The 6,739-nt window shown below is 58.8% G+C and carries 5 protein-coding genes and 1 pseudogene; 1 reads left to right on the plus strand and 5 read right to left on the minus strand.

The genetic code is table 11. The features are described from left to right. The coding region (locus tag BSU04_RS10670) for a transposase (protein WP_144021193.1) at positions 1-281 on the plus strand (281 nt) is incomplete at its 5' end. 13 nt (positions 282-294) lie between these two features. Here the strand turns inward: BSU04_RS10670 and BSU04_RS10675 are convergent. The 5 genes and pseudogenes from BSU04_RS10675 to BSU04_RS10705 form a co-directional block, all read right to left on the minus strand. Continuing rightward, positions 295-2,112: pseudogene (locus tag BSU04_RS10675) on the minus strand (fimbria/pilus outer membrane usher protein); the annotation flags it as partial. 74 nt (positions 2,113-2,186) lie between these two features. Continuing rightward, complete coding sequence (locus BSU04_RS10680) at positions 2,187-2,924, minus strand: fimbrial biogenesis chaperone (RefSeq protein ID WP_256982457.1); 738 nt, start codon at positions 2,922-2,924, stop codon at positions 2,187-2,189. Next, positions 2,921-3,427, minus strand: coding sequence for a Csu type fimbrial protein (locus BSU04_RS10685; protein WP_089160593.1), 507 nt, complete (start codon positions 3,425-3,427; stop codon positions 2,921-2,923). The genes BSU04_RS10680 and BSU04_RS10685 overlap by 4 nt, the downstream gene beginning before the upstream one ends. A 310-nt stretch (positions 3,428-3,737) precedes the next feature. Continuing rightward, positions 3,738-4,766, minus strand: a complete 1,029-nt coding sequence (locus BSU04_RS10690) for an isocitrate/isopropylmalate dehydrogenase family protein (protein ID WP_373452818.1) — start codon at positions 4,764-4,766, stop codon at positions 3,738-3,740. A 1,498-nt stretch (positions 4,767-6,264) separates the two neighbouring features. Next, positions 6,265-6,516: a response regulator gene (locus BSU04_RS10705; RefSeq protein ID WP_089160592.1), complete on the minus strand. Its 252-nt coding sequence runs from the start codon at positions 6,514-6,516 to the stop codon at positions 6,265-6,267. Between the last annotated feature and the right edge of the window lie 223 nt (positions 6,517-6,739).

Here is a 6,739-nt window from a genome sequence, read left to right on the forward strand (position 1 = left end):
GGCGGCTGGCCACGACGCTCAAGGAGCGTCTGCCGGGCGTCGTGCGCGGCATGCTCGACGGTCGCAGCAATGCCTATGTCGAGGCGATGAATGGCATGCTCCAACAAACCAAGCGGGCCGCGCGCGGATTTCGAACCGTGAAGAACTTCGTGGCCATCGCCTACCTCCGCATGTCCAGGCTAAAACATTTGCCGCAAAACCCTTTGCGTCCCGCCGCCTCGCGTGATCAAGGGATTAAACGCTATCGCGCCAGCCGTCAAGTTCCACTCAAAACGGCATAGAGCCCACACTATGGTCCATCAGCACGATCGCGCCGGTGACATCGACCGAGGCGCTGGTTCGTCCGGCGATGTTCTGCGCGAGCGCCGTCACCTCGCCGTCGCGGCCCAGGTATTGCACCTGCGCCTGACGGAACGGCACCGAGCCTGTGTCTCCTGCCTGCGCACCCCAACCCCATCCGCCATCATAATCAGGCGGTCGCGTCGCATTGACGTTGTAACTCGACTGGCCGTTCTGTCGGCCGACCGTCGCGTTGATCGAGGCGTTGTGGCCGAGGCCGAAGCTCATGCTCAAGAACGCGCCGCGCGAGTTGTGCTGTTTGAAGTCCCGGTAAGCACTGAGATTCAGTGACGCCAGATTGCTAAAATTCAGCGTGTACGATACCGAGCCGATCTGGGAGGGCAGCGCCTGGGGAAACTTAAAGCCGATATAGCTGACCGAAAATGTCTGGCTGCTGTAGAACGGCAACGCGAGAGTCACGCGGTCGGTGGCGCTCGGCACTGGTGCGCCGTCGCGCGCGGCGAGGTCGCCGTAGTTGCCGAACGCGCGAATGGTCTGCGCATCGATCGAAAAGTGCGGCTCGATGAGCTCGTAGCCGAGGCTTGCCTGAGTGCCGGCAAGACGCCCGGCACTCCCCGATAGCGAGCCATTGACGACACCAGCCATGCCGAGGCGCACTAGCGCACCGCCGCCCGCGTTGTAGAGGCCACCCGTCGCCTCGCCATGACCTTCGAGCGTCAAGAAGTCGTTGACCCCGTAGCGCGCCGATCCACTCATTGATGGCCTCGGATCGTAGTCGAACGAATCGATGCCGTAGTTGCGCCTTAGAAAGCCCGCCTCGAACGAATAGCTGGACAACCCGGATGCCAGCAAGCGCGTATCGACATAAAGCGGCACGGAGGTCGCCACCGTGCGACCGAGCGCGTCGTGCGTGATCACGGTGGCCTGGCCGGCCCCCGTGATGCCGGGAACGCTGTTGACGATGAAGGGGCCGCTCGGCACGTTCCCGCTGTATTGCCGGACGCTGTTGATATACAGGTCCACCGAAGAGGGCACCACCGCCGAGCCCCCGAGCGCAGGCACGGGGAATGTCACCAGGTCCGGTCGCAACGCGAAATTGCTGCGCCACTGGAATCCACTGATGCGGATCGAGCGCGACCAGGCGAGCGACGACGAAATGGTGTCACCGATCTGCGTCGTATTGAGCGTGTCGGGGTTGGACATATTCCACGACGTGTCGTAACGCGTGTAGCGGTGCTGGTTGCGATACAGGTACGCGATGCCGGTGTTGCTGAATACGCCGGCGGGATCGAAGTAGCGTTCCTCGCTCCATACCGCGAGCTGAGCATCGGTGTCGGATTGCGCGAACGCGTCATAGTTGATGACAAAGCCGCGCGACGATGTTGCGCGCGGTGTTGCAGTCAATTCGCGCGTGTTGAATGTATAGGGTTTGCGGATGCTGTCCGGTATTTGCAGATCGACCGCCTGACGCGCCACGTCGTAGCTGTAACGCAGGCCCGGGATCGCGTCCAGTTGCACGTCTGCGGTCTCCGCAATCCCGAGCCGGCCGATTGCAATCCCGATACTGCTCAGGTCTTTGCCGGTCGCGGCAAGATGACCGTTCAACTCGCGAAACTGAGCGATCACCGAAGTGCGCTGGCCGTTGAGATCCACTTCCAGATACACGTCATGTGGCAGGTTCGCGCTGGCGTCGGGCAGCAGCAAGGGCGTTCGCCCATAAACGCATGTGCTTCCCACTGCAATCAACCCCGCGGCGGCAAGCGCTGTGCGCAGGCCGTGCAAATGACGTCGCGGCCGTCGTCTGATTCTCATTGATAGAATTGCGACGCATGACGTCAGCTCTCGGTTACAGCGACCCGATTGGTCATACCGTGGCTCAGCTGCGCTTATTCAACTGTTGCGACGGCTTCGGCGGGCAGCGAATTGACTGTCGCGCGCACTTTCACCGTGCCATTCACGTTGGCATCCGGCGCAAGCGGCACCTGCCACTGGCCTGTGCGCCCCGCCAATGCGTAACCGAGCAGGCCCTTGTTGATCTCGTAAGCCTTGCCCGCGCCGTCTACCAGTTCAACCGCGGCGATCTGCGCCCGCTTCGTCCCGGTGTTGTCAACCCGCAGGACCCAGCCGTTGTCGCCACGGGCCAAATGCCACGAAAGTTTGGGCTGACCTGCAGCTCCGGCAGGTTCAACGAATATCGGCACCGAATAGCGCAAGCGAATCGTCACACCGTTCGTGGGGGAGGAATCGGGCGGTGGAAGTTCATCGATCAGGACCCGGTAGCTTTGCTCTACGGTGACTGGTGATGCCGTCGGCCGCACCAATCGGACCAACTGATCGGCCTGCGCGGCGATCCGGACCAGTGGCGGGCTGGCCATCAGTTCCTGCGTCGGGGTCAGCGTGTCATCGCCATTGGACTGGTCCCAGCGGAACACTCGCACCTGCCCATAAAGCGCACTGTCACCCGGGTTGCGCAGCGCAATGCCCGTTGCGCTCTCACTCGACTGAAGGTCGACCATGACAGGCGAGATCTGCAATGTTGCAGCGTGTGCCACCAGGTTGGCGGTTAATAGCCAGATGCCCAGCAGATGCGGGAGTCTGACGAGGGATCCCCGGTGGGCGTTCAAAAGTACACCGTTGCGGTGACCGTGGTCTGATAGGTGTCCGGTTTCGGTGTGGTTTGAGCCGGGACCTGACCATAGACGGATATCGACTGCACAGACCCGGTACCCACGCCGGCCACCGTATTGGTACCTTGAGTGTTACCCCACACGGTCGTCCGTCCGGCATCCTGATAGAGCTGGAAACCCACGGTTGTACCCGTGTTGCCGGTGGCGGTGCCGGCCATCAGACGGCTCGGAACGGTCGAACCCACCACCGTGCCGCCATCGAGCCCGACGTTATATGGCGTTGTGTTTGTGCAGGTGATCGCAACGGTTGTTTGCTGGTTGAGAGCAGTGGTCAGCACACCGTTCGTGCCGAAATTCAACGGTGTTGCCGAGATCGCGCAGTTGGCTTGTAGCGCGAGCGTAACATTGAGAGTTGCGGTGGTCGTGCCGTTCGCGTAGGTCGCTGCATGTGCGACCGGCAGGGCCGATATAAATGCCAAGGCTGCTACGAGCGCGAGCATACGAATTTTCTGGTTCATCACGACTTCTCCCGGCGGGCGGTGCGCTGATGCGAATTACGCCAGCAGAGCCGATGCCAATTCCCAATATTATTATTTTTGACGACCCGACCGTCACCCTTATTGGCTTTGGTTGATGCATGTCACAAAAACACAAACAGTTCCAAAGATTTCGTCGCAATTAGGGCACACAACGATTTGGTTTTTACGCACCTTGCTGGCCGCCACCGAGAGAATCAAGTGGGGTCTCAACCGGAGGGGACCGCACGCATCCGCGCTTGAGAATAACGCTCAAGCGGTGTTTCCAGTCGGGCTAGGTGTTCCTGATCCGACGAACCACTGCGTCAGCGAACTCGCTCGTTGAAGCAGTGCCTTTCAGATCGCGCGTGCAAATACGGTCCGTTTGGAGCGTTTCGTTGATCGCGGTTCGCAAGCGCTCGGCGAGGTCACCTTTGCCAACGTGGTCGAGCATCAAAACCGATGCAAGTAGTAGCGAGATTGGATTGGCGACACCCTTGCCTGCGATGTCTGGCGCAGATCCATGTACAGCTTCAAATATCGCTGTGTCATCGCCGTAGTTGGCGCCAGGAGCCATGCCAAGTCCGCCGACAAGACCTGCTAACTGGTCCGACAGAATGTCCCCGAACAGATTGGTGCTCACGAGCATATCGAACTGCCACGGGTTCAACACCAGTTGCATGGCGCAGGCGTCGACGATTATGTCATTCATTTCCACCCGATCTGAGTATTCCCGGGCGACGTCTCTGGCGGCCTCCAGGAACAATCCAGTAAGTGCTTTCAGGATGTTAGCCTTATGCACCACCGTGATCTTCTTTCGTCCGTGCTTCAACGCGTATTCGAACGCAAATCTGACGATCCGCTCGCACGCGTCGCGTGTATTAACACCTGTCGCGACCGCGACTGCTTTTGGATCGTCGCCGACAGGAATATAGTATTCGTGTGCAACATAGAAGCCGCCCAGATTTTCTCGCACGAGAACGAGGTCGATCTTGTCATAGCGTCCGGGGACGATGGTGCGCACGGGCCTGACGTTGGCAAAAAGCCGAAACTCTTCGCGAAGTCGAACATTGGAAGAACGGAACCCCTCGCCGATGGGCGTCGTCAACGGGCCTTTGAGGGCAAGCTTGTGCTTACGAATACTCTTGAGTGTCGCATCGGGTAGCGGATCCCCGCTGTGCGTTACTCCGGCGATTCCAGCATGCTGTACGTCCCAAACGAACGGCGATCCTAAGGCATCAAGAATTTTAACCGTCGCGGCAACTACTTCCGGCCCTATTCCATCACCGGGGATCAGCGTTGCGGGAATTTGGTGTTTCGTCATGCTTTCCATATGTCGTCCAAGTTTGAATGAGGCCGACCGCAGAGGTTGACCGCTTATCGCGGAAGCTGCGGGTGCCGCGGTTGGCCGTACCCGTGGCCAAAATCGACGTGCCATTGTCACCGCATAAGGAGCTCAGGCGCGCTTGCCATAATGTCATGATTTGAGAACGTGAATAACAAAGCGCCTCCATGCCAAAAGACTCGGCGCCCACAACAGTACAAAAGAGCACGCGGCATCACAAGGATGCCTGTCGGCCCGGGTTGATGTTGATGACAGGCTCGCCCGGAGCTTTCCGAAGTGACATAAAACTGCTCGCCAGTCTTCCATCAGGTACCGCGTTGGGGCAATACGTCCACCGCGAGTTGTTACCGGGCCGATCGACGGATGCATAGGTAGCGTCTTATATATGATCAGGGGGATTGCTGCACGCGCAGAATGGCCAGGAGCGTCTCAAGTGCCCCTACTTCGTCGGGACCCGTTGCCAGGACGCGCACATTTGCACCCGGCTTCCGCCCGCAACGACATGAGCGACGTGCCATCCTCCGTGCTGATGGACCGACCGTTCGCCATGCAACGATATCGCTCGCAAACCGGGCAGCAGTCACGGCAAGTCTTGCTGAGCCGTGCCCCGTTCAATCCCGGATCGCCCGCTTACCTGAATCAATGCCTTGACCAACCCTCTCCCCTCGTTAGTAATCCGTGACTCAAGGCTCTGCGCCCCTCTACCGGTGGTATTCAGTGCACGGAACGCGCGGCAACCTGAGCAAGAAAAGGGTGCAACAGCGGATCCAAAATTTCGTCCCGTAACGCGATGTCAGCTGTATCGGGCTGTCGCATTTCCGCATCGAGATACACCGCGCGAAGCGATTTAGATTCAAGAGGATTACGAAAGAATTGACTTTTATCGTCCAGAAAGAGAGATGGCCTTTGGCTGTAGCGCGCGCCCAACAAGGAGGTGGCGTCCTGAACATGGTGCGCTAATTCCTTCCGATAGACAAAGATGGCGTTGACCCCGCGAGTTATCTAGGCGCTCACAGATATCAGAGAACCGGTAAAGCATCTCTATTCCGCGTTCGCCAGCCTTACCCACGCCGATGACGATCAGTCCGTGACGGCCCACCACGTCCCGTAAAAATAGGTGCGTGTAGTCATGGGACAACACCGGAACACTCGCATCAATCACGTCGATCTCCCCACTATGCACTGGCGAACGCAACGTTTCGCTTGATCTGCGCGTAATCCGCTCACTCAGATTTGATAAGCGGGAGGCACGCCCTGCTGGTACCGATCATCAGCATTCTAATGCAAATTCGATTCGCATAGTATTATCATGGTATGTGCATCTTGGATCGGTAGTCCATTTCACGCCTCGACAGCGAATCCAATCAAGCGAGGAGCGAATCGGCGTCCGTTCAGCGGGCGGTGCTTGCAGCGTGAGAGCAGGCGATCGACCCGATCACATCCCGAGCCAAATTGAACTCGTTCGTCTTGTCGAAAACTAGTTCGCTCCGGCCGACAAGCAGGCTTCGCGGATCACCCCGCTTGAATAACTCGTCAACGCTATCGTGATGACCGGCCGGATGCTTTGCGCAAGGCCCGAGAGAACGTCCATGCCGCTGCCGCCGGTCAATCGCAGATCCACAACGACGACATCTGCGTCCGTGGCTGCGATGCCGCTCAGGGTGTCACTCACCTCCTCCGCCTCGCCGACAATCTCAACGGTTTGGATGGTCCCGATGAGTGCCGCGATCCGCTGATATCAGTCACGATACCTGTCATATGAGAGTGGAGTAAGAGGCAGGGCGTAGTCGAACTATCTCCCTGCCTCTCCTCCCCGAACCGGACTTGCACCTCTCAGCGCATCCGGCTCTCCATTTAAATGTTGCTCATAGCAAAGGCGACATCAGCGTAGCGCGACTCGATGGTGCTGCGTTTCTCAGCGCGCAGGATGAAGGGATTTTCCGCAGGAGTGC

Origin of the sequence: Caballeronia sordidicola (genome assembly GCF_002220365.1) — a bacterium.
Taxonomy (GTDB): Bacteria; Pseudomonadota; Gammaproteobacteria; order Burkholderiales; family Burkholderiaceae; genus Caballeronia; species Caballeronia sordidicola_C.